The organism is Duganella vulcania, assembly GCF_009857655.1.
GTDB lineage: Bacteria > Pseudomonadota > Gammaproteobacteria > Burkholderiales > Burkholderiaceae_D > Rugamonas > Rugamonas vulcania.
The window spans coordinates 168,139-182,740 of the sequence record NZ_WWCX01000001.1; the positions used below are offsets into that span (position 1 = coordinate 168,139).

Below are 14,602 nucleotides of genomic sequence, written 5' to 3' on the forward strand. Positions count from 1 at the left end.
CAAGGCAATCTTGTGTAGCGTCTGCACGGCGTTGCGCTCGGCCGCGGCGCGGCGATCCTGCTGCGCTTGGGCACTCTGAATTTTGACAAGCGTCTCGCACGCGCGAACGGTGCCCTTTCTTACGCGAGGATCATCGCCGCAGTTATTGAGGCAGTCACAACGCGGCAACGTAAGGTTGCCAGGTGCTGGCTTACAATCGAACATGACCACGCCCCCCCTCAAAGTCAACTGAAAACGACCACTCTGCCCCGCGTGACGGCCATCTGCTTATCGTATGCACCATAACAGCAGTTGTAGCGCTCGACTTCCTTATAAGACCGCCGATTCGGACGTTTCACGGTCGAATCCATCACGACCGCAAACATCCATGCCCCCAACATGCAAGACGAGCATGCGTGCCAAGATGCATACCCACAGCGTTCGGTATGATTCTACGTAGTGGCGCCAGCCGTTCAAATTGTGGCCACGGGCCCAGTCACCCGAAGCGAGCCCGCTTCGGCTACCTGCGTCCAGTGCGTCCAGGATGCCCACCCCAGCCACAAGGTGGCATAATTGTCTGCGCCTGGCTGGTACAGGAAAACCTCGCACCCGATGAAGGAAATCATGACCGACATTGCAAAAGCATTTAAGGCCGAAACTATCCGGCTCGCACGCAAAGAAGTGCGACTCCAGATCGAACCACTGAAGAAGTCGGCCGCCCAATTAAAGTCCCAGGTAGCGGCGTTGCGCGATGAAATTGACACACTTAAGGCGCAGGTCCGAAACCTGAATAAGCTAACCAAAAACCTGGAGGCCGTGCCAGGGACCGCCCCGCAAGACGCGTCGCGGCAGCGTTTCACCGCCAAGGGACTCACCACGCTACGCGAACGGCTCGCCCTTTCCTACGCGGACATGGGGTTACTACTGAACGCCTCGGACCAATCAGTACGCAAGTGGGAAGATGGAAAAGCCTTCCCACGTGAGAGATCACAACAGGCCTACTTCGACCTGCGCGGCATTGGCAAGCGAGAGGCAGCCGCCCGGCTGGAAGCTATGAAGCAAACGCAGGGCTAACGCGCGGCTGGCGCGCAACTGCAACCGCTGATCCAAGAAAGACGACCATGCCACTGCTTCGCCTTTTCCGAAAACGACCACGCTTATCCGCCAAGGCCATAGAAGTCCTATGCACCCAATTTCTGCCAGAGATGGAGCGCCTGGCTGCGACCGTCCCAACGGAAGCGACTGCGAACGATTACGTGGAATACCGCCACGGAATCATGGGTCTACTCAAGACGCGTTCAATGATCGACAAGAGCATTTCGCCGGTTGCCGAAGCAAACGTTTATCTCGCATACGCGCAATGGGATCCGGCCATCGATGCGCTGGAGCGCGGTCTGGAGTTTCGGGACCACGAGTTTGCAATGGCCGGCGTCGAGCGCCCGCGCGACGTGGTTCAGGATCTCCTGCGACGCATGAAGCAAGCTGCGACCAATTACGCGTGATGACTGCCATATGGGTGGCCACATGCGGCAATCAAGCAACTGCTGATCGCGAGCGTTAGCTCACGCCCGCGGTCAGCTGGCACCGAGCCGGGACATCGTGTCAGGATCCGCAGCGAGGCCGATGACGCCATGCCCCAAGTGCCCCCCAGGTCGGAATAGGCACCGTGCCTTATCGCTTTCAGAGCGTAGACAAACGCACCATAGCCCGGTGGACACCCTTAGGTACCTTCTCGGGAATGGAGGGCTCTACTTCCGGTAGCTCCTGGGCCAACAGCAGCACTGAACCACCACCTTCGATATAGGCCGAGACCAATCGGCGCACACCATCCGAGCCGGCGAAACTCCGATCAATATGATGAATCTCGTCGACGATGAGCAGGCCCGGGGCACAGGCCAGGAACGGTGCGGTGAGCTCGTTCTCCGATGGTAAAGGGTTGGGATTGCCGCGCGCGACATTGTCCATATCAACGACCAGCAAATCGGTGTCACCTAACACTTGGGTATTGACGCTGCCATCGGCACCTACTGATAGCAACGTGCCACCAACTGCTTCGACCAATTTCTGATATGAGCGACCAATATCCAGGACGTGGACCGCCAAGCCTTCACGCAATGCGTTGAGCGCGTAGTCATATGCACGGACGGTCTTTCCAGACCCTGCGCGGCCAACGATCACAATCATCTCCTGGCGTCGTAATCGACTTTGCTCGGTTATCAACGCGCGGCACGTGAGACTGGCGAGAGGCGACTCAACGACGGCAGGAGACACACATTGCGTCACATGTTTCCAATGCTGATAGCCGGCCTCCTTCGCCACGTCCTCCAGCGCCTGCGCGTGGTTCAAGTTGGGAGTGCTGCGAACGCGCAGTTTGGCCGCTTTTTTCAGCTTGGAGATGTCATCAGGGGTAGTAGCAATACGATCCATCAGAATACCCTTTCTCGCGAATGTACCTGGTGCCTACCTGCCAGAACTCCGCAAAGAATGGGAATTCGAATGGTGTTTGGGTGAATTACCGTCGTCCCTTCGGGTGAGCCTTGGTAGGCAGCCGGCGCCGACGCAGCCGTGCCTGGACAATATCATACGAAAATCGTAAGCGCCAAGCGCTCCCGTCAACGGCGGCGCACGTCAATTTCGACGGCCACCAGGGCCCATTCCCGCTCTACCACTGCCAGGGCTGTCTCCGACGCAGCTTCTGCGAAGGCCGCACAAGACACGCCCGCCGTATCGTCCGCTGGCATGGTATGCCAGCGGATTGCCATTATTGCGTAGCTTCCCAGTCGCGCATCTCAGCCGCGGTCACATGAACCGAGCGCACGGTGCCGCTTACCGGAAGACGCAGCCGACCGCGATTGGGGCCGCTAAGCGCCCGGCGATAAACCTGGCCCCGCACCGCCATCACCTCGCGCTCTGTTCCGCTCCCCAGCCAACCGGCGTAGAACAGCCGGAAATTGGGATCCGTTGGCGCGATCTTCTTGAGCGCAATTTGTCCGTACGACTCACCTGCAAACTTATCGACTTCCATGCACATGATCTATCCCCTCCATTAGGCACGCCCGTGCCGCCAGCCGCCGGCCAACAATGCCCGAACAGCGCCACAACCTCGATGGTCCAACCAGATGCTATCGGGCCATCCTGGCGCATACAAGCCCGCTCCCGTCCCGCCAACAGCTCCCTCGTCGTACCTGACTGCCCCTGGCGACGCCTCAAGGGATTCCAGACCGGTAGCACCACCACGTCGCTGGGCGTCTATTAGGCGTGGCCAGATATCACCGTTTCCCGACACCACTAGAGACGCCCATAAAGAGCCGGAGACGAGGCACCGCTACGCCCGGGCAGGTGCCGCAGCTCCAGCGTCGGGAGAGGATCATTCCAGTCTCACCTGTGACGTTTAGAAATAAATACGACAGTTTCTGCAATAGCTGCAACTGGCTTTTCCGAGGTTGGCAGGAAGCAAGCGGTGGTACACCAGAAAAAGACGCCCACGGCGTCTCACTCTGAATAAAGCACGTTTTCAACCATTCAGAGGGGTTCAAATGGCACAAGCCACCGTCCTAAAGCCCGGTCAGTACCGGCATCTACTCCCCACCACCCGAGCCACCCGCCGCTGCCCAGAACGCGATGTCCTGGTGCTGCTGATGGGTATCCATATGGGCATGCGGGTCAGCGAAATCGCCCAAGTTGAAGTCGCAGACTTCATGTTTCCGTCCGGTGCGCTCAGAGAAGAAGCCAGCCTTCGGGCCGTGGTTACGAAGGGCGCGAGGCAGCGCACCGTGTACGCCACCAATCGTCACTTGGTCGAGGCGCTAGAAGACTGGCTGGCCTTGCGGATCGCCAAGCGCTGGCGCATGAGTTACGATCCGACGAAGTATCGCGGCCAGCTGCCGGAGTGAAAGTTGATTCTCAATTCCAAAGGATTCAAGAACTTCATGAACACCAAGCGCCGCATTAACGTGGCCGGGGAGCAGGTCGATTACCTGGACTGCGATTCACTCCAGGCGCACGTGACGGACCTGTACAAGAATGCCGGGATCAAGGGCGGCAGTAGTCATACTGGTCGGCGCACTATGGTCAGCCGCTTATTGGCTCAAAACGTTGAAGTGGAAACTATCTAGCTTATGTTGGGCCATGCGGAACTGGACCATTGCGACAGGTACATGGACGTGAACAAGAAAAAGCTACGGCAGGCATTTGTGGACGTGCTAAGATGGTGCGATAAACGCACCTTTTGAGATGATTTATGACCAAAACACCGCAGTACCCAAAAGGGGACTTGCGCCGAATGCTGGCAGTCCTCGCGGCGATTGATGCGCTCGCCCCAGCTACCCTAGTCAAACTGGCAGAGCGGACTGGCATCGACAAGAAAACGGTCACGAACCTGATCGAGCAAGCCAGGGAGCAAGCAGGAGTCATCGTCGTGAAATCTGGCACGCAGTATTCGATTGAAGAGTGGGGGCCGATCATCAAGAAAACTGGCGCTAAAATGTGCTTGACAGGTGCGTTTAACGCACCTAGCATGTGAAGCATAGGCAGCGTAATAGCGCGGCTCCGACACTTAGGACAGCGAAGGATTTTTGAATGCGACACCTCACTCTTGACCAGCTTATTGCCAAGCTCCAGCAGCTGAAAGAATCCGGCGTGCCGGGCGATATCGCGGTAGCGATTCCTGCCCTGGATAACAACGGTCGGGGTGGTGTGATGCAGCGCATCGAAGGTGCTGGCCGCGTTGCGGTGGCTAAAGCCGACATGGATAAGGGCTACGACCTGTGCAAGACCGTAGCAACCCGTGGCGTCGAGATCGTCGTCATTCGATAAGGAAACCGAATGGATCAGAAGTTTGTCGAACTCGCCCAAAGCTGGGAAGCGCTGAACCGCGCTATAAGCACGATGTTGGTCGCGCAGCCGGCGAAATTGAGCGCAGCCGCTGATGCCGTGGAAGTGGCCCGCAAAAATCACGAGGCGCTGTTCCAAACCTACGCCCACTCGCAACTGCTACCGAAATAAGGGAAACCGCCATGAACATTATCAGCCCCGATTTAGTGACCGCGTACACCGCGTTTAACGACACCGCCGTGGCCTTGCGTAGCGCTACGCTTCTGGACGCGCGTACAGCCGCTGATCGGTTGGAGGATGCCCGCAAGGCGTTCCAGGATCACTTCATGGTGGCGATTCAGGTGCAGGCGGCGCACGACAAAGCGTCCAACAAAGTGGTCGCGACGCCGGCCGCGTAGGAAAGGAAAACGCATGAGAAATCCTCTAAGGGGTGTTATCCGATCTTTTGTTGTCCTGCTTTTGCTGGCGCTTTCAAACTCGCCTGTCATGGCTGCCGCCGAGATCGTGGCCCAGTCCGGTTATCGGGCAGGAGAAGATGGTCTTCTGCTTCTCTCTACCGCGTGTCTAGCGGACAAGACGGGTCAGCTGCGCCACGCTGTCAGACGCTTAGGTGGGCAGGTCGTTGAGGGATGCTACGTCATCAATAAACGCGGAAATGCGATCATTAAGTGGTCTGATGGTTCCTTAGTTGAGGTGAGCGCTTCGGTGTTTGACGTGAAGACCTTACCACAGCCGGAATCAAAACAAGGTAATGCATGGCTGCTAGGCTCGGGCGGTAAGGATAAGTGTTCACGATTGCAGGGCACTGTGGACGAAGAGTTTGACAGGATTATGCAGCGTTGGGCAGGCCACACGGAGGTTCTCAGTCCGCCTCATAATTCTAATGGACAGAGGTTTTTTCAAGTAATCACTACCGATGTTGCGGGTAGACAGTATTCGTTCTTGGTCACAGACTCCAGGAAGTTCTGTGTGGCTGCGGACGTTCCGGCAGACAACACAAAGTAGGACGAAGAATACTGTGAGTTTTTATATTTCTGTTGTAACGGCCAGGGAGCAATCTCTCTTTGAGCTGCAAACGCAGTGCTTTTGCTGCGGCAAAGCAATCGAGACGGCGGCGGACGGGCCAGTGATTGCATATGACGCCTATCCTGCGACTGATCTGCTGAACTCCGTCTTAATGCACCGCGACTGCGCCTTCGCGATGGCGCAGCGGATCATCTGCGACGCATGGCCGAAGCGCCATGCTGGTGAACAGCTGATGAAGAACGATCGATAGGGCAAATCATGGACATGCGTATCTACGTAAGCAAGCCGGTTTTCTATGGTCTTCTGTATGCCGCCATCTACGGGACTCTAGTATTGCTGCTTTCATTTCCTGCGATATACCTCATGATCCGCCCCCACGTGGATTTCATGTATGCCTGGAAGGGAGTCTTTGATGGCACGGCTAGTGGGATCATCTGCTTCAATATCATCGGATTCTGGCATGGTTGGACTCGTGCCAAGAATAGCCAGAGTTGAGAAGGAAATTACCATGCAACCAACAAAAAGCAGCGACACTCCAACGGCACGATCGGAGAAAGCCAAGGACCCGGTAGTGTCACTGCTGCTGAGAGCCGCCTCCTTCTCTCTGTTGGGCGTATTCCTCGTGGGAGGCCCAGGAAATGCACCGTTGGCGGTAACCGCCGTCCCTGGTGTCGTGTTCCTGGTCAGCGCCTTCGCCGCCATAATCCGGATAGACCGGCTGGAGGATGCTCACGCAAGAAAGGCCGGCACTTGGGAGGGGCCGGAGAAGTCAAGCAAGTGGGCACGAGTTCGCATTGCCGTTGCACTGCTCATTTTCGTCGGAAGTTTGATGCGCTTGTTTGCAGTGATGGTCGGTGGGCCGAGTCTTTCTGCCGAAGCTGCGCTTGCCTTCCAAATCGCGATGCCGCTGAGTTTCCTTTGGCTGCTGCTTGAACTGTTCTTTGCTTCCCGCAAGTGGTCTTGAGTCATTATGGATGGGAAGGCAAACGGTATGGATGTTACGGACAAGCAGTTGTTGGAAAAATTCTCGAATGCTGACATAGCGACGATTCACAGCAGCGTTATCGCTTGCGCGGTCGATGCCCTTATCGCGACGCACCCAGATCCAGAATCCGTGCGCCGGGTTTTTGATGCACTTTTTGCTCAGGCTTCAGCAACGTTGATCGTCCAGGGTGAACCGCTGGAGGCATTCAAGCTGGCACGACGTTTTGCTGATCGTTTGTTTGACCAAAACATGCAATCCTAAAGGAAAATATCAGCATGAGCGCAATTGTAAATATCGAAGACCCAGAGGGCTTGATTAACACCCTCCAGGCCCGGATTAAGCTGCTTGAACGCCAGATCGAGAACGAACGTCAAGATCGGGCAGCCCACCGCCCAATGGAAATCGGGGAGGCTGTAAAGCGCCTGCGAATGCACGGGGTAATCCCTCTGCACATCGGGGATCAAGATCGCGCTAAGCTGGCGGAAGAACTTACGGCCAATCCTCTTTTTGCTGATGTAGTCGATCAGGTCTGGTTGTTGTCGGCTGCGCCAGTTAGGCCGGAAGTGAAGGACGCGATCAAGATCGCCGCCGAACACGGCATGAATCGCTGGAACTGATCGGTGAAAACGGTATAAATCGTTTATAAGTACAATAGCAATGCAAATCACAAACTTTCTTCTGCCCGATGATCTGGCCGCCCTGAAGCGGTTCGCGGAGTGCTGCGAAGACCGCGGGTCGGGTGAACACAATGTGCCGAAAGAACGCATGGCTCGCCTGTGCGAAATCGGTGTTGCCGAATCCAAGGGTTTCGGCCGTCACCAGATCACGACGTTCGGCGGCTATGTGCTGGACTTGGCAAACGACGAATCGCCTGTGCTGCCACTTAAAACCTATGCAGACTACGAGGAAGCGGCCCGTCTGGCACACCTTGAGAAGCTAGGTGAAAGGCCGCTGCCGGCCTGAGAGGCAAATCCCGCGCCACCTGGCGCACCGCACCGATCGGCAGTCGGGGACTTTGAAAGGCCGCCAAGTGGCGGATTGCAAATGAACAAAGTAGAACATGCGCTCTCTCACGGCGATGCGATGAAGATTGCTAGTGGTGCGGCAATGCCGGATTGTCCAAGATGCGGCAGCCCGTCAACCGCGCCTGTCCGGCATGGCATGTATTTGACGTACAAATGCACCAGCTGCGGCGAGTCCTGTCGCATGCTGTTCGCTATGTCGGACCTCACCCAGTTGAAAGATGTCTGCGCGAGCGACGCAGAAATGGTGCTGGGAAACTGCAACGTGAAGATCGTCGGAAAGTTCACCCAGCCCTGATAGGAAAATCATGAGTGACTACTCTAGCGTTAGCATCGCAATCGAATTTCCGCTGCCACCGGGACGAGGGCATGACGCGCAATATTTTCAAACGACCGACTTGCCGGATGACCCAAACTATGGTTCCTGCATCGGTGGAACTATCGAAAAGGATGGTCTTTTTGTACGAACTGATTCCGGCATGCGGCGATGGAACCCTGAACTTTCAGGCTGGGCATATTTCATTGGCGTCGGCGTTCAAGCTGATTTTGCAGCTCGCTTCGCGCGCGGACGAGTGGTTGAAGTGCGGGGAAGCGACGACATACTCGAATCTGACATTGGGAACTCGCTTTCACCTGCTTATGCTTCCCCAAATTCGTGGCTTTCTGCCGCGTAGGAAAATCGTGGGCAAACTTTTAGACAGGAAACTGACAGGTGGGCAGAGGGCATTGCTCTTTCTCGTGTGCGCTGTACTGGCGTTTCTCGCGTGGCGAGTCGGCCAGGCAGTTGGTGAGCGTTTCTTGGACACTGTAATGGCTGCCCTTCTCCGATAAGGACAAGGCAAATTATATGAGGCGTGATCCGCTTCAGTTCGAAACTTGGCGCAAAGTGGCCCGACGTATATCTTCGGTGGCCAAGCTGCAGTTGACCTTGAACACATCGGGCTGGCACTACTGAGCAAGACCGCACCATGATTTGATAAGGACAATATATGAAAATTACTGAGTCAAAAATTCCTGTCGCAATGATGATTCTCTTGTCCGTCATCGCGATCCTATGCCTCATTAAAGGCGAGTACCTCGGCGCTGTTGGGTCTCTGCTTGGTGCGCAACAGGCGTGGTCCTCCCGTTGGTATCTGCTGAAATTGAAGCCCTCTGCCCTAGTTGAGTGATCCAAGGAACATCCATGCCGAGCGAACTGCATGACGAGCTGTCCACCCTTGGCGCTGCCTGGTTAAAGCGCAACGGGTTCACTGTTGTGGCGACCGATCTAACCGCGCTAGGATGCCGCGAGCGCGCAGACGTGATTGGCTTCCGCTCGCAGTGTTCCGCGGCCATCGAATCCAAGGTGAGCCGGGCCGACTTCCTGGCCGACCGGAAGAAGCCGCATCGCGCGGTGGGCGGGATTGGACTGTACCGTTTCTACATCTGCCCGGCGGGACTGATCGGCGCTGACGAGTTACCGGCGCGGTGGGGGCTGCTCTACGTCGACGGGAAGCGCGTTACCGAGGTCGCCAGGCCGCGCGGGAACACCTGGCCTGGCCCGAAAGGAAACGTTGCTGGTTGGGCCGAGTGGCAGCACGAGACAGACCAAGATGCGGAACGCAACGTGTTGTTTTCGATCTCGCGCCGGCTTTCGCTGGGTCAACCAATAACGAAGTGAATAGGACGGAAAATCGCCATGACGAAGAACTGCCGCACCTGCAAGCACCTTGAATAGGCTGACGATGACAGCGCAGATGGCCATCACGGCACTAGCGGCTACTGCTGCAACAAGCGGGACGACGGCGGCGCTCACGTCAAGTTGCTGAAGAACTTGATGCGAAACAGCTACCTAAATCGCTTCAAGGTGTGTTTTGAACCTAAAGCGGCGGTGGCCGCGTGATCGGAAGATTAGAAATGAGCACAGATTCCATTACGCAGTTTTGGAACCGAAACCACCGCTGGCTTAGTCCACTTGTGACTTCCTTGGGAATGGCCGCTGGCATCTTTATGGCCAACGACATGAGTGCCGGATCAATCCCTCACGCGACGAGCGCCGTCCTTGTGGTTCTGGTAATCGGGTTCGTCTCCAGCGGCTTCCACGCAGTAAGGACTAATACTACGACGGCTCGTTGCGCGATATATGCAGTCGGCAGCATAGCGGTGTATCTCTTACTTCGATCGTTCCTAAAATGAGGACTAAAAATCATGTCAAACAAAATGAGTGCTGACCGCCTGCGCGATCAAGTGTATGGCCAGTGGATATCGCGGGCGGAAGACCGTCGCAAGCAGTCGGACACAGAGTCGTTTGTCGATGAACTTTGGAATAGCGGAATGAAGCTCGCATCGTCGCAAGCTGTTCACTACCAGCACGTCATGAACGTGATCCGCTCTAAAATATCTGATTAGGAAATCGCTCACAGCAGCACCCACGGCCGCGCAAGACGCGGCCTGGTGCATTGAGAAGGTCAGCGCGGTGCTGGCTGTGGAGAACCCATTATGACTGTTGGCGATCTGATCGCGCTATTAGAGGAACTTCCCCGCGATACGAAAGTGTTGGTGCATGCCTTCCATGAGTCAGAGCTGGTAGACGCCGCAGACCTTAAATCACTGGACGCAAAGCAGCATTTCGGCCCGCGCCATGGTGGCCGGTTCTTTGATGCTGAAAACGACATCGACGGCTCGTTCCCGGCGGTCGTGCTTGAGTGAAGCTGGCAAGGAAATCCCCCCCCCTGGTGGCGCCCGCTACTGAACAGCTGCCATCACAACTAAACCCGTAACAGGAGACCTCATGAAAGCTCTAGAAAGTCTCGCACCACTTGTCGGCGGCATATCAATCTTTGTTGCGCTCTTTGTTCTTGCCATCCCCGTTTTAGAGAGATTGTTTGATCAGTGGCGAGAGGAAGAAAAACAGTACAGGCGATGGTGGCTAGTGGAAAAGAAGCGAATGGATGACGCCACCAACGGATGCCAGTGTGAAGTGATCGAAAAATCTCTGCCCTGACAGGCTAAATTTGAGGGCCGACATGGAGAGGGCGGCGTTGGTAGAAACGCAGAGGATGCCCGCAATCGTCCCCCAAGCTGCGGACCTGATGAGCAAGTGGGGGAAGCTGGAATAAGACCCAGCCCCTCTCCATGTCGGCGAAAGCCAAAATACAATGAAAATTACCATGTTAAAGAAAATTACCTACCGCTTATTCGCTTTAGGGCTTTTGGCCTTTTGTGTCACCACCTGGGTTTGGATGCTGGGCGGTATTGCCCGCTTCATTCCAACAACGGGCCTGGGGGCAAAGGATGCCCAATGGATTTCGCCAGGCATCCTATCTATGCCGGCCACGATGGCGACAATCGCCGGACTAGTCGGGGTGCTATTCCTGTTTGGAGTTTTACCACTTTCTCAGGACAGTAAGCAGTGATGACTTAAACAAGGAAAACGAACGTGAAGACTTTTGAGCGGTTGGCGAAGAAGCACACGGCGGGGGAACTTTTGGACATGATTGAGGTTCGTCGCCTCTACATGGAAGGTGCCACAGGTTCGCGGTATGCAGCCTTTCGTCGCCGGTGGTTGACGCTGCAAAGGGCATTGAGTTTGAAATTGCCTGTAGCAGTGTCGGCCAGCGAGGGAAAATAGGGTGCTGATATGAAAAGTCGCTTCGTAGATTTCTTTGAACCACTCTGGTTCTTAATGTTGCTCATAGTGTTTTTGGTTAAGTGGGTAGATCCATCGTTCCGGCAACACATTCGGACGCTACGTGTGAACCAACCCACCGGACGTCGAACGATAACTATCATGCGGCTGGTTAGTAAGCGAATGGCGAGAGACATGCCCTTAGCTTTGCCCTCGAGTCTGACATTTGGTGCGTTAATTGGGGGGGTCGCTTCCGGTGGCCAGGCTGTTGGTGCTCTTCTCGGGGCAATCGCAATTTTCGGATTAATTATGCTTGTTCCACTCGCGATGCCTGTCCCAAGTCATGCCATTAAAAGTTCGCGCAGCCCTAAATTGCGGTACGAATAGGACGGAAATTCGCCATGGAAACCAGTACCGCCTTGAATATGATCGTCACCGCTCAGAACGTGCTGAGCAACAATGCCTACCACTTGACGCTGGGAGAGGAAGTGTCCTGCTACCAGTGCTCGAAGGACAGCAACTACACGCAATATAAGCGCGGTGAAGCTTTCCTGGTCGGCCCCGGCCACCATCCCTACGATGGCAATGCAAACTACTTCTGCAAGGGCTGTTTGTCGCCCGATGTTACGGTGTGGGAGCCATCGTTTCAACCTGTGACCGTGGCCGCCTAACCGAACCGAAAAAACCATGCCGAGCGAACTGCATAACGAGCTGTCCACCATTGGCGCCGCCTGGCTGAAGCGGAACGGGTTCGCCGTTGTGGCGACCGAGCTGACCGCGCTGGGGTGCCGCGAGCGCGCTGACGTAATCGGTTTTCGCTCGCAGTGTTCTGCGACCATCGAATCCAAGGTGAGCCGAGCCGACTTCCTAGCCGACTGGGAAAAGCCGCATCGCGAGGTGGGCGGGATCGGGCTGTACCGCTTCTACATCTGCCCGGCCGGACAGATCGGCGCTGACGAGTTGCCGGCTCGATGGGGGCTGCTCTACGTCGACGGGAAGCGCGTTACCGAAGTCGCCAGGCCGCGCGGGAACATTTGGCCTGGGCCGAAGGGAAACATAGCTGGTTGGGCCGAGTGGCAGCACGAGGTAGACCAAGACGCGGAACCCAGCGTGTTGTTTTCGATCTCACGCCGGCTTTCGCTTGGCCAACCTATAACGAAGTGAACAGGACGAAAAATCCCCCTACGCCCTGGCGGCGCTCACAGCACCACCTACGGCCCGCATGACGGGCCTGGTGCTATGAGAGGGCTGCATTGTGCCGGCCCAGCGAGGAGAAACAATGAAGACCAATACCATAGAAATCTTGGCTGGTAACTCGGTCCAAGAAATCGAGCGTGCAATTTTGAGTGAGGTGTCGAACAATTTCTGTGTCGACGAGGAAGAGTTCAAGAACGAATACCCTGGCGACAAGCCTGTTCGGTATCGTGTTCAAGTCACCGTCACTCCGATCAAATAGGACGGAGAATTTAGATGAATGATTGGCTGCCGATCTCCAGCTACGACGATCTGAAGGTTAAACCAAAGCGCGCAGTGTTTCGATTTGCCCCTGAGTCGCCAAACGGCTCCGGTGGATTCGCATTGGGGGAAACTGTGGAATTGACGAGGCTGTTTGGCACTCGCGTGTGCACGCACTGGGTGGCACTACCTGACACCGATAATCTTTGACGGAAGATCATGAGCATCGCAATGTACCTGACTGCCTCGGCGATCCCGGCTCTTTTCGCTGGTAAGGGAGCTGCTAGTCGCATGGGCGGTAACTGGATGGCGGCGTTCGTCGGCGTCGTGTTCTATGCGGCGATAATTGGCTCGCTGTACGCCCTCGGCAAATTTGACGGCTGACGCCAAGGCAAATCACGATGATCGTAATCGCGGAAAGTAAGTGCAGCGAAGAGTTCAAAGCAGCGTACAAGGCCCTGGGTGAAGGCGCTTCCATCCGGCGTGCGAGTTGGACGTCGGGGACGTTCTTGCGAAAGAACGGGGATCGTATCAACGTCTACCGCCTCGATCAGTTTGCTGCACCAGACTGGCACCCCTCATCGACTGAATTGCAGGCGTCGAATTGGGTTCTCACGTAAATGTGAACTTTCGCGTCGCATTTGGCGCACCGCCCTGGCCGGCTGCCAGCCCGTGTAAGGCCGGAGGGAATGATGGCAAAGTTGATTGAGTTCCATGTGGTTTACGATTCTGAGCACACGGCTGTGTCTGAGTTCCGGCCAGTTCGGATGCTCATTGACGCCGATGCAATCGAGTCAGTGATGGAGAATCCGATCGAAAAGAATTCTGACGAATGGCCCAAAGGATGTCGGGTGACGCTGACGCCAGCCGTCGCCGAATTCGGCGAAGGGGATGAAATCGCGCAGGGGCAGCGCATGGTTGTTGTAAAAGAGTCTTGCGAGCAGATCGCCGGCGTCTTGGCCGATGAACGCGGCATTATTCGCGTGCCTTCCAACCTTACCTAACCGCCAAGGAGCCCCCCCAGCAACGCCGACGGCCCGCACGACGGGCCTGGTCAATTGAGAAGGCCAGCACGTTGCTGGTCAGCGAGGAAAACTATGAGCAAGAAAATGACTGAAAAACGGGATCAACTGTTGAAATCTCGAGAGGATCTCAAGCAGATAAAGTTACTCCGTCAGAAGGTTCGCTTTGGAGTACCTGGGGCCGCTGGTGAATTGGAAGCTCGCCGCCAGGCGCGAATACTGCGCAATGCAGTCAAGTCGCCCCTTGAGCAAATTCATATGGAACCGAAGCGCCTGTAACCTGAAAGCATCTATGTTCAATCGAATAAAAGAGCTCGCCGGCGCGCGCATCGAGTCGGGCTATGCAAACGGCCAGTTCCATGTCGCCGCGCCATTCAATCCACGCGAAATCCATGGTATCGCCGCAATGCGGATACCAGCAGTCATTCTCCTAGTTGTTGCACTTCTCGTGGTGCATAGCTGGTGGGCTGTGATAGTCGGCTTCACGGCATTCGCCGGGATGATCGCCGCGCTCACGTTGCTCGAATCGATTTGGACGGAGCTTCCATCCAACAAGTTGGCTTCAGCTTGGCAGCATGATAACTACGGATTCGCCACGCGTTGCGGCGTCTGGTGCGTATTCCGGCGAACGTGACCGGTCATTCCGGGGAACGTGACCGCTGCGCATGAGATG

At 56.0% G+C, this 14,602-nt stretch carries 34 protein-coding genes; 32 read left to right on the top strand and 2 right to left on the bottom strand.

What is annotated here, in order from left to right; all coding sequences use genetic code 11:
- Positions 1 to 603: 603 nt before the first annotated feature.
- On the top strand, positions 604 to 1,053 hold the full coding sequence (locus GTP90_RS00745; RefSeq protein WP_161081654.1) for a helix-turn-helix domain-containing protein: 450 nt from the start codon (positions 604 to 606) through the stop codon (positions 1,051 to 1,053).
- A gap of 227 nt (positions 1,054 to 1,280) precedes the next feature.
- Positions 1,281 to 1,481: a hypothetical protein gene (locus tag GTP90_RS00750; protein WP_161081655.1), complete on the top strand. Its 201-nt coding sequence runs from the start codon at positions 1,281 to 1,283 to the stop codon at positions 1,479 to 1,481.
- Positions 1,482 to 1,659: 178 nt separating this feature from the next.
- Here the strand turns inward: GTP90_RS00750 and GTP90_RS00755 are convergent, their stop codons facing one another.
- Both GTP90_RS00755 and GTP90_RS00760 read right to left on the bottom strand, forming a co-directional pair.
- Positions 1,660 to 2,406 (bottom strand): P-loop NTPase family protein, encoded by a 747-nt coding sequence (locus GTP90_RS00755; RefSeq protein ID WP_161081656.1) that lies wholly within the window; start codon positions 2,404 to 2,406, stop codon positions 1,660 to 1,662.
- Between the two features lie 334 nt (positions 2,407 to 2,740).
- Complete coding sequence (locus GTP90_RS00760) at positions 2,741 to 3,004, bottom strand: hypothetical protein (RefSeq protein WP_254451680.1); 264 nt, start codon at positions 3,002 to 3,004, stop codon at positions 2,741 to 2,743.
- A 511-nt stretch (positions 3,005 to 3,515) separates the two neighbouring features.
- Here GTP90_RS00760 and GTP90_RS36760 point away from each other — a divergent pair.
- The 30 genes from GTP90_RS36760 (at position 3,516) to GTP90_RS00900 (ending at position 14,563) form a co-directional block, all read left to right on the top strand.
- The gene (locus GTP90_RS36760) at positions 3,516 to 3,872 is read left to right on the top strand and encodes a site-specific integrase (protein ID WP_254451681.1); all 357 of its coding nucleotides are present in this window, start codon (positions 3,516 to 3,518) and stop codon (positions 3,870 to 3,872) included.
- Positions 3,873 to 3,908: 36 nt separating this feature from the next.
- Positions 3,909 to 4,094: a hypothetical protein gene (locus GTP90_RS36765; protein ID WP_254451682.1), complete on the top strand. Its 186-nt coding sequence runs from the start codon at positions 3,909 to 3,911 to the stop codon at positions 4,092 to 4,094.
- A gap of 125 nt (positions 4,095 to 4,219) precedes the next feature.
- The gene (locus GTP90_RS00770; RefSeq protein ID WP_217431920.1) at positions 4,220 to 4,501 is read left to right on the top strand and encodes a hypothetical protein; all 282 of its coding nucleotides are present in this window, start codon (positions 4,220 to 4,222) and stop codon (positions 4,499 to 4,501) included.
- A gap of 56 nt (positions 4,502 to 4,557) precedes the next feature.
- Entirely contained in the window at positions 4,558 to 4,794 is a 237-nt protein-coding gene (locus GTP90_RS00775; RefSeq protein ID WP_161081658.1) for a hypothetical protein, read from the top strand.
- Positions 4,795 to 4,803: 9 nt separating this feature from the next.
- On the top strand, positions 4,804 to 4,983 hold the full coding sequence (locus tag GTP90_RS00780) for a hypothetical protein (RefSeq protein WP_161081659.1): 180 nt from the start codon (positions 4,804 to 4,806) through the stop codon (positions 4,981 to 4,983).
- Between the two features lie 11 nt (positions 4,984 to 4,994).
- Positions 4,995 to 5,210 carry a hypothetical protein gene (locus GTP90_RS00785; RefSeq protein ID WP_161081660.1) on the top strand — a complete coding sequence of 72 codons (216 nt, stop codon included), beginning with the start codon at positions 4,995 to 4,997 and terminating at the stop codon, positions 5,208 to 5,210.
- Positions 5,211 to 5,223: 13 nt separating this feature from the next.
- Positions 5,224 to 5,817 (top strand): hypothetical protein, encoded by a 594-nt coding sequence (locus GTP90_RS00790; RefSeq protein ID WP_161081661.1) that lies wholly within the window; start codon positions 5,224 to 5,226, stop codon positions 5,815 to 5,817.
- Between the two features lie 13 nt (positions 5,818 to 5,830).
- Entirely contained in the window at positions 5,831 to 6,088 is a 258-nt protein-coding gene (locus GTP90_RS00795; RefSeq protein ID WP_161081662.1) for a hypothetical protein, read from the top strand.
- An 8-nt stretch (positions 6,089 to 6,096) separates the two neighbouring features.
- Positions 6,097 to 6,333, top strand: coding sequence for a hypothetical protein (locus GTP90_RS00800; RefSeq protein WP_161081663.1), 237 nt, complete (start codon positions 6,097 to 6,099; stop codon positions 6,331 to 6,333).
- 13 nt (positions 6,334 to 6,346) lie between these two features.
- Positions 6,347 to 6,802 (top strand): hypothetical protein, encoded by a 456-nt coding sequence (locus GTP90_RS00805; protein ID WP_161081664.1) that lies wholly within the window; start codon positions 6,347 to 6,349, stop codon positions 6,800 to 6,802.
- Positions 6,803 to 6,829: 27 nt separating this feature from the next.
- Positions 6,830 to 7,084, top strand: coding sequence for a hypothetical protein (locus GTP90_RS00810; protein ID WP_161081665.1), 255 nt, complete (start codon positions 6,830 to 6,832; stop codon positions 7,082 to 7,084).
- Positions 7,085 to 7,098: 14 nt separating this feature from the next.
- Positions 7,099 to 7,440 carry a hypothetical protein gene (locus tag GTP90_RS00815; protein WP_161081666.1) on the top strand — a complete coding sequence of 114 codons (342 nt, stop codon included), beginning with the start codon at positions 7,099 to 7,101 and terminating at the stop codon, positions 7,438 to 7,440.
- Between the two features lie 40 nt (positions 7,441 to 7,480).
- Positions 7,481 to 7,786 (top strand): hypothetical protein, encoded by a 306-nt coding sequence (locus tag GTP90_RS00820; protein ID WP_161081667.1) that lies wholly within the window; start codon positions 7,481 to 7,483, stop codon positions 7,784 to 7,786.
- A gap of 81 nt (positions 7,787 to 7,867) precedes the next feature.
- Positions 7,868 to 8,143 carry a hypothetical protein gene (locus GTP90_RS00825; protein WP_161081668.1) on the top strand — a complete coding sequence of 92 codons (276 nt, stop codon included), beginning with the start codon at positions 7,868 to 7,870 and terminating at the stop codon, positions 8,141 to 8,143.
- 10 nt (positions 8,144 to 8,153) lie between these two features.
- Positions 8,154 to 8,519 carry a hypothetical protein gene (locus tag GTP90_RS00830; RefSeq protein WP_161081669.1) on the top strand — a complete coding sequence of 122 codons (366 nt, stop codon included), beginning with the start codon at positions 8,154 to 8,156 and terminating at the stop codon, positions 8,517 to 8,519.
- A 315-nt stretch (positions 8,520 to 8,834) separates the two neighbouring features.
- A complete protein-coding gene (locus GTP90_RS00835; RefSeq protein WP_161081670.1) occupies positions 8,835 to 9,014 on the top strand; it encodes a hypothetical protein in 180 nt (59 codons plus the stop codon).
- Between the two features lie 14 nt (positions 9,015 to 9,028).
- A complete protein-coding gene (locus GTP90_RS00840; protein ID WP_161081671.1) occupies positions 9,029 to 9,505 on the top strand; it encodes a hypothetical protein in 477 nt (158 codons plus the stop codon).
- A 527-nt stretch (positions 9,506 to 10,032) separates the two neighbouring features.
- Entirely contained in the window at positions 10,033 to 10,233 is a 201-nt protein-coding gene (locus GTP90_RS00845) for a hypothetical protein (RefSeq protein ID WP_161081672.1), read from the top strand.
- A 90-nt stretch (positions 10,234 to 10,323) separates the two neighbouring features.
- Positions 10,324 to 10,533, top strand: a complete 210-nt coding sequence (locus tag GTP90_RS00850) for a hypothetical protein (protein ID WP_161081673.1) — start codon at positions 10,324 to 10,326, stop codon at positions 10,531 to 10,533.
- An 82-nt stretch (positions 10,534 to 10,615) separates the two neighbouring features.
- Positions 10,616 to 10,828, top strand: a complete 213-nt coding sequence (locus GTP90_RS00855) for a hypothetical protein (RefSeq protein WP_161081674.1) — start codon at positions 10,616 to 10,618, stop codon at positions 10,826 to 10,828.
- A gap of 154 nt (positions 10,829 to 10,982) precedes the next feature.
- Entirely contained in the window at positions 10,983 to 11,240 is a 258-nt protein-coding gene (locus GTP90_RS00860) for a hypothetical protein (protein ID WP_161081675.1), read from the top strand.
- Positions 11,241 to 11,263: 23 nt separating this feature from the next.
- Positions 11,264 to 11,455: a hypothetical protein gene (locus tag GTP90_RS00865; protein WP_161081676.1), complete on the top strand. Its 192-nt coding sequence runs from the start codon at positions 11,264 to 11,266 to the stop codon at positions 11,453 to 11,455.
- 398 nt (positions 11,456 to 11,853) lie between these two features.
- Positions 11,854 to 12,123, top strand: coding sequence for a hypothetical protein (locus GTP90_RS00870; protein ID WP_161081677.1), 270 nt, complete (start codon positions 11,854 to 11,856; stop codon positions 12,121 to 12,123).
- Positions 12,124 to 12,139: 16 nt separating this feature from the next.
- Positions 12,140 to 12,616 (top strand): hypothetical protein, encoded by a 477-nt coding sequence (locus GTP90_RS00875; RefSeq protein ID WP_161081678.1) that lies wholly within the window; start codon positions 12,140 to 12,142, stop codon positions 12,614 to 12,616.
- Between the two features lie 115 nt (positions 12,617 to 12,731).
- A complete protein-coding gene (locus GTP90_RS00880) occupies positions 12,732 to 12,908 on the top strand; it encodes a hypothetical protein (RefSeq protein WP_161081679.1) in 177 nt (58 codons plus the stop codon).
- A gap of 218 nt (positions 12,909 to 13,126) precedes the next feature.
- A complete protein-coding gene (locus GTP90_RS00885; protein ID WP_161081680.1) occupies positions 13,127 to 13,291 on the top strand; it encodes a hypothetical protein in 165 nt (54 codons plus the stop codon).
- A gap of 17 nt (positions 13,292 to 13,308) precedes the next feature.
- The gene (locus GTP90_RS37770) at positions 13,309 to 13,527 is read left to right on the top strand and encodes a Thoeris anti-defense Tad2 family protein (protein WP_503826767.1); all 219 of its coding nucleotides are present in this window, start codon (positions 13,309 to 13,311) and stop codon (positions 13,525 to 13,527) included.
- Between the two features lie 72 nt (positions 13,528 to 13,599).
- Positions 13,600 to 13,911, top strand: coding sequence for a hypothetical protein (locus tag GTP90_RS00890; RefSeq protein ID WP_161081681.1), 312 nt, complete (start codon positions 13,600 to 13,602; stop codon positions 13,909 to 13,911).
- Positions 13,912 to 14,004: 93 nt separating this feature from the next.
- Positions 14,005 to 14,208, top strand: a complete 204-nt coding sequence (locus GTP90_RS00895) for a hypothetical protein (protein WP_161081682.1) — start codon at positions 14,005 to 14,007, stop codon at positions 14,206 to 14,208.
- A gap of 13 nt (positions 14,209 to 14,221) precedes the next feature.
- Complete coding sequence (locus tag GTP90_RS00900; RefSeq protein WP_161081683.1) at positions 14,222 to 14,563, top strand: hypothetical protein; 342 nt, start codon at positions 14,222 to 14,224, stop codon at positions 14,561 to 14,563.
- The last annotated feature ends 39 nt before the right edge of the window (positions 14,564 to 14,602 follow it).

Excerpts from the sequence above, each read along its gene's own strand:
- GTP90_RS00745 (WP_161081654.1), top strand. The coding sequence starts at position 604 with ATGACCGACATTGCAAAAGCATTTAAGGCCGAAACTATCCGGCTCGCA.
- GTP90_RS00750 (WP_161081655.1), top strand. The coding sequence starts at position 1,281 with ATGATCGACAAGAGCATTTCGCCGGTTGCCGAAGCAAACGTTTATCTC.
- GTP90_RS00755 (WP_161081656.1), bottom strand. The coding sequence starts at position 2,406 with ATGGATCGTATTGCTACTACCCCTGATGACATCTCCAAGCTGAAAAAA.
- GTP90_RS00760 (WP_254451680.1), bottom strand. The coding sequence starts at position 3,004 with ATGGAAGTCGATAAGTTTGCAGGTGAGTCGTACGGACAAATTGCGCTC.
- GTP90_RS36760 (WP_254451681.1), top strand. The coding sequence starts at position 3,516 with ATGGCACAAGCCACCGTCCTAAAGCCCGGTCAGTACCGGCATCTACTC.
- GTP90_RS36765 (WP_254451682.1), top strand. The coding sequence starts at position 3,909 with ATGAACACCAAGCGCCGCATTAACGTGGCCGGGGAGCAGGTCGATTAC.
- GTP90_RS00770 (WP_217431920.1), top strand. The coding sequence starts at position 4,220 with ATGACCAAAACACCGCAGTACCCAAAAGGGGACTTGCGCCGAATGCTG.
- GTP90_RS00775 (WP_161081658.1), top strand. The coding sequence starts at position 4,558 with ATGCGACACCTCACTCTTGACCAGCTTATTGCCAAGCTCCAGCAGCTG.
- GTP90_RS00780 (WP_161081659.1), top strand. The coding sequence starts at position 4,804 with ATGGATCAGAAGTTTGTCGAACTCGCCCAAAGCTGGGAAGCGCTGAAC.
- GTP90_RS00785 (WP_161081660.1), top strand. The coding sequence starts at position 4,995 with ATGAACATTATCAGCCCCGATTTAGTGACCGCGTACACCGCGTTTAAC.
- GTP90_RS00790 (WP_161081661.1), top strand. The coding sequence starts at position 5,224 with ATGAGAAATCCTCTAAGGGGTGTTATCCGATCTTTTGTTGTCCTGCTT.
- GTP90_RS00800 (WP_161081663.1), top strand. The coding sequence starts at position 6,097 with ATGGACATGCGTATCTACGTAAGCAAGCCGGTTTTCTATGGTCTTCTG.
- GTP90_RS00805 (WP_161081664.1), top strand. The coding sequence starts at position 6,347 with ATGCAACCAACAAAAAGCAGCGACACTCCAACGGCACGATCGGAGAAA.
- GTP90_RS00810 (WP_161081665.1), top strand. The coding sequence starts at position 6,830 with ATGGATGTTACGGACAAGCAGTTGTTGGAAAAATTCTCGAATGCTGAC.
- GTP90_RS00815 (WP_161081666.1), top strand. The coding sequence starts at position 7,099 with ATGAGCGCAATTGTAAATATCGAAGACCCAGAGGGCTTGATTAACACC.
- GTP90_RS00820 (WP_161081667.1), top strand. The coding sequence starts at position 7,481 with ATGCAAATCACAAACTTTCTTCTGCCCGATGATCTGGCCGCCCTGAAG.
- GTP90_RS00825 (WP_161081668.1), top strand. The coding sequence starts at position 7,868 with ATGAACAAAGTAGAACATGCGCTCTCTCACGGCGATGCGATGAAGATT.
- GTP90_RS00830 (WP_161081669.1), top strand. The coding sequence starts at position 8,154 with ATGAGTGACTACTCTAGCGTTAGCATCGCAATCGAATTTCCGCTGCCA.
- GTP90_RS00835 (WP_161081670.1), top strand. The coding sequence starts at position 8,835 with ATGAAAATTACTGAGTCAAAAATTCCTGTCGCAATGATGATTCTCTTG.
- GTP90_RS00840 (WP_161081671.1), top strand. The coding sequence starts at position 9,029 with ATGCCGAGCGAACTGCATGACGAGCTGTCCACCCTTGGCGCTGCCTGG.
- GTP90_RS00845 (WP_161081672.1), top strand. The coding sequence starts at position 10,033 with ATGTCAAACAAAATGAGTGCTGACCGCCTGCGCGATCAAGTGTATGGC.
- GTP90_RS00850 (WP_161081673.1), top strand. The coding sequence starts at position 10,324 with ATGACTGTTGGCGATCTGATCGCGCTATTAGAGGAACTTCCCCGCGAT.
- GTP90_RS00855 (WP_161081674.1), top strand. The coding sequence starts at position 10,616 with ATGAAAGCTCTAGAAAGTCTCGCACCACTTGTCGGCGGCATATCAATC.
- GTP90_RS00860 (WP_161081675.1), top strand. The coding sequence starts at position 10,983 with ATGAAAATTACCATGTTAAAGAAAATTACCTACCGCTTATTCGCTTTA.
- GTP90_RS00870 (WP_161081677.1), top strand. The coding sequence starts at position 11,854 with ATGGAAACCAGTACCGCCTTGAATATGATCGTCACCGCTCAGAACGTG.
- GTP90_RS00875 (WP_161081678.1), top strand. The coding sequence starts at position 12,140 with ATGCCGAGCGAACTGCATAACGAGCTGTCCACCATTGGCGCCGCCTGG.
- GTP90_RS00880 (WP_161081679.1), top strand. The coding sequence starts at position 12,732 with ATGAAGACCAATACCATAGAAATCTTGGCTGGTAACTCGGTCCAAGAA.
- GTP90_RS00885 (WP_161081680.1), top strand. The coding sequence starts at position 13,127 with ATGAGCATCGCAATGTACCTGACTGCCTCGGCGATCCCGGCTCTTTTC.
- GTP90_RS37770 (WP_503826767.1), top strand. The coding sequence starts at position 13,309 with ATGATCGTAATCGCGGAAAGTAAGTGCAGCGAAGAGTTCAAAGCAGCG.
- GTP90_RS00890 (WP_161081681.1), top strand. The coding sequence starts at position 13,600 with ATGGCAAAGTTGATTGAGTTCCATGTGGTTTACGATTCTGAGCACACG.
- GTP90_RS00895 (WP_161081682.1), top strand. The coding sequence starts at position 14,005 with ATGAGCAAGAAAATGACTGAAAAACGGGATCAACTGTTGAAATCTCGA.
- GTP90_RS00900 (WP_161081683.1), top strand. The coding sequence starts at position 14,222 with ATGTTCAATCGAATAAAAGAGCTCGCCGGCGCGCGCATCGAGTCGGGC.